The sequence below is a fragment of the Chryseobacterium sp. CH21 genome, assembly GCF_004119445.1.
GTDB lineage: Bacteria > Bacteroidota > Bacteroidia > Flavobacteriales > Weeksellaceae > Chryseobacterium.
Genome location: NZ_QICI01000059.1, coordinates 1 through 2918, shown reverse-complemented (window position 1 = coordinate 2918; position 2918 = coordinate 1). Strand labels below are relative to the sequence as shown.

Annotated in this window: 2 protein-coding genes and 1 pseudogene; 1 reads left to right on the top strand and 2 read right to left on the bottom strand. The window is 34.5% G+C overall.

What is annotated here, in order from left to right; all coding sequences use genetic code 11:
- Positions 1-496: 496 nt before the first annotated feature.
- On the bottom strand, positions 497-985 hold the full coding sequence (locus tag BOQ62_RS12350; RefSeq protein WP_129039886.1) for a YdeI/OmpD-associated family protein: 489 nt from the start codon (positions 983-985) through the stop codon (positions 497-499).
- Positions 986-1271: 286 nt separating this feature from the next.
- On the opposite strand from BOQ62_RS12350, the gene fsa reads away from it, so the two are divergent.
- Entirely contained in the window at positions 1272-1925 is a 654-nt protein-coding gene (gene fsa / locus BOQ62_RS12345) for a fructose-6-phosphate aldolase (protein WP_105703618.1), read from the top strand.
- Between the two features lie 67 nt (positions 1926-1992).
- Here the strand turns inward: fsa and BOQ62_RS12340 are convergent.
- Positions 1993-2868 (bottom strand): annotated as a pseudogene (locus BOQ62_RS12340) (IS3 family transposase); the annotation flags it as partial.
- Positions 2869-2918 lie beyond the last annotated feature (50 nt).

Here is a 2918-nt window from a genome sequence, read left to right as displayed (position 1 = left end):
CTTAAAAGTGCTTCGGGAATAAATTCTAAAACATCTTTAAGTGATATTTTGTGATCTTTAAAAACTGACATAAACAATTGATTATCAGCAATAAAGATACAAAAAATGAAATAATAAAACAAATTAAATGGCTGATAATCAATTAATTAAAATAATAATATTGAATATCTAAAAACAAAAAGTCGGAAGAAAAAATCTTCCGACCATGACTAGAAATTTTTCCGGTCTTTTTGTTTAATTATATATGTTTTTATTATCAAAAATCATGGTTTAAATTTAACGCAAAGATTTAGTAACTACAGTTGTATTTTAGAGAGCAAAGATGGGAATCAACTTCATTAATTCTTTCTAAGCGCACGTATAACATAGGGCTTCATTAGCGACTTTATCGCTTTCTTAGCACACTTAAAAAACAAAAGAATTTAATCTTTGCGTTAAATGTAAGCTATACTTTTTGATTTCCCTTATTCATTTAAAGCTCCATCTTGTACTTATCTTATTCAATTTTCTTTCCGTAAAAATCGGTTTCACCATGTAAGTGCCGGATTATTTTCTCAATATTCCGCTGAATACTGGCGTCAGTTTTTAAATTATTGATATACTGGATCAGCTCATGCCTTCTTGATGGAATCAGGTTTTTAAAATTTTCTGTTGCCAAAGAACTTTTTTTGATAGCCTTTTCCAATTGAGGATGAATAGAAAGACTTCTGTCCGAATCATCATATTCCAGTACCACTTCAATAACTTCTCCGATTCTCTTTGGGGAATTTTTCAACATCGTCAGATTGACATACAGTCTCCATTCGCCGAGATATTTCATCAGGTTTTGCTTAAATTCTTTCCCATTCACCGTTCCTTTTACAGCAATGGGACTTTTATTTCTCCCTGATTCATCAAAAATATTTTTCAGAATTTCTTCAGGAATAAAAACAAAAGGATTGATTCCTATAATTTCCAATGGGGCTGTGAAGCTATTGTTTTTCATAGATATAAATTTAGAAGCTAGAAGCTAGAAGCTAGAAGCTAGAAGCTAGAAGCTAGAAGCAAAAATAACAGTTTGATGAATAGGGATGGAATTTCTTTTTTATTATTTCATAAAACGATTACTCTCAAACTATCCTATCCATCTGTTTACCTCCACAAACCCTCTCACTCTACTACACTCAAACCCGCAAACCCAAAACCCCGAATCCTGAACTTCGTAACTCAAAATTCATACCTCAGAACCCAATTAATTCCCTATCTTTGTAACAATAAATCTATTTATCAAAATGAAATTTTTTATTGACACAGCTAATTTAGAGCAAATCAAAGAAGCCAGAGATCTTGGAATTTTGGATGGTGTAACTACCAATCCTTCATTAATGGCTAAAGAAGGTATTCAGGGAGCTGAAGCAATCAGAAACCACTACAAAACGATCTGCGAACTTGTAGATGGAGATATTTCTGCGGAAGTTCTTTCTACAACGTATGAAGAAATGATTAAGGAAGGAGACGAATTGGCTGCTATTCATCCCAATATCGTTGTAAAGATCCCAATGATCAAAGACGGTATCAAAGCTTTAAAATATTTTTCTGATAAAGGAATCAAAACGAACTGTACATTGATCTTCTCTCCGGGGCAGGCTCTTTTAGCCGCAAAAGCAGGAGCAAACTATGTTTCTCCGTTCTTAGGAAGGTTAGATGATATTTCTACAGACGGTCTGAACCTTATTCAGGAAATCAGATTAATTTTCGATAACTATATGTACGAAACTGAAATCTTAGCGGCTTCTATCCGTCACTCAATGCACATTATCGACTGTGCTAAAATTGGAGCTGATGTTATTACCTCTCCACTTCCTCCGATCTTGAGCTTATTGAAGCACCCATTAACAGACAGCGGACTGGCTCAGTTTATTGCAGATTCTCAGAAATTAGCATAATCACTGACTCTTATTCAGATATAAAAATCCCGGAACAATTAGACTGCACCCAAAAGTTTAGACAAAATTAAACAAAATTATTATATGAAAGAGTTCGGTACTGTACCGGACTCTTTCCTTTTAGATTAAGTCTTATCCTGTCGTTATTATAGTAATTGATATACTTCTTTATTTCTTTTTTGAGTTCATCAATGGTTTTAAATTTCTTAGTGTAGAACATCTCAGATTTTAAAGTTCCAAAGAAGTTTTCTATTACCGCATTATCCAGGCAATTTCCTTTCCGCGACATACTCTGGAGGATCCCTTTTTCTTTTAACAGATTCTGATAGGCTTTCATCTGGTATTGCCAGCCTTGATCAGAATGGATTATGAGATTTTCAGTATTCTTAATCTTCCTAAATCCTTTTTTGAGCATATTCATAACCTGTGCGAAGACAGGTCTTTGCGAAAGATCATAACTGATTATCTCCCCGTTGTACAGATCAATTATTGGTGAAAGGTATAATTTACTGCCCGAGACATTGAATTCTGTCACATCCGTGGCCCATTTTCTGTTGGGTTTATCTGCCTTAAAGTTCCTCTCCAGAATATTTGGTACTATCCTGCCTTGTTCTCCTCGGTAAGATCTGTATTTTTGAACCCTAATGATACTTTTCAATCCCAAATTTTTCATCAATCTCAAGACTGTTTTATGATTGATTGTGATGCCTTTCTGTTTCATGACCAAAGTGATACGACGGTATCCGAATCGCCCCTTGTGCCTATGATAAATCTTCTTTATCAAAGCTTTTACCGCTCCATATTTATCCTTTTTCTTAAGAACTTTCTGATGGTAATAGAAACTGCTTCTAGCCATACCTGTACAATCCAGAAGGAGCGACAGTTTATATTTTCGCCTTAATCCTTCGATGGCCTCTGCTTGTTCTTTTTGAGAGTTAAGGCGTCTAACTTTTTTAGAAAATCAATTTCGGCTCGCAGTCTTTCATTCTCCAA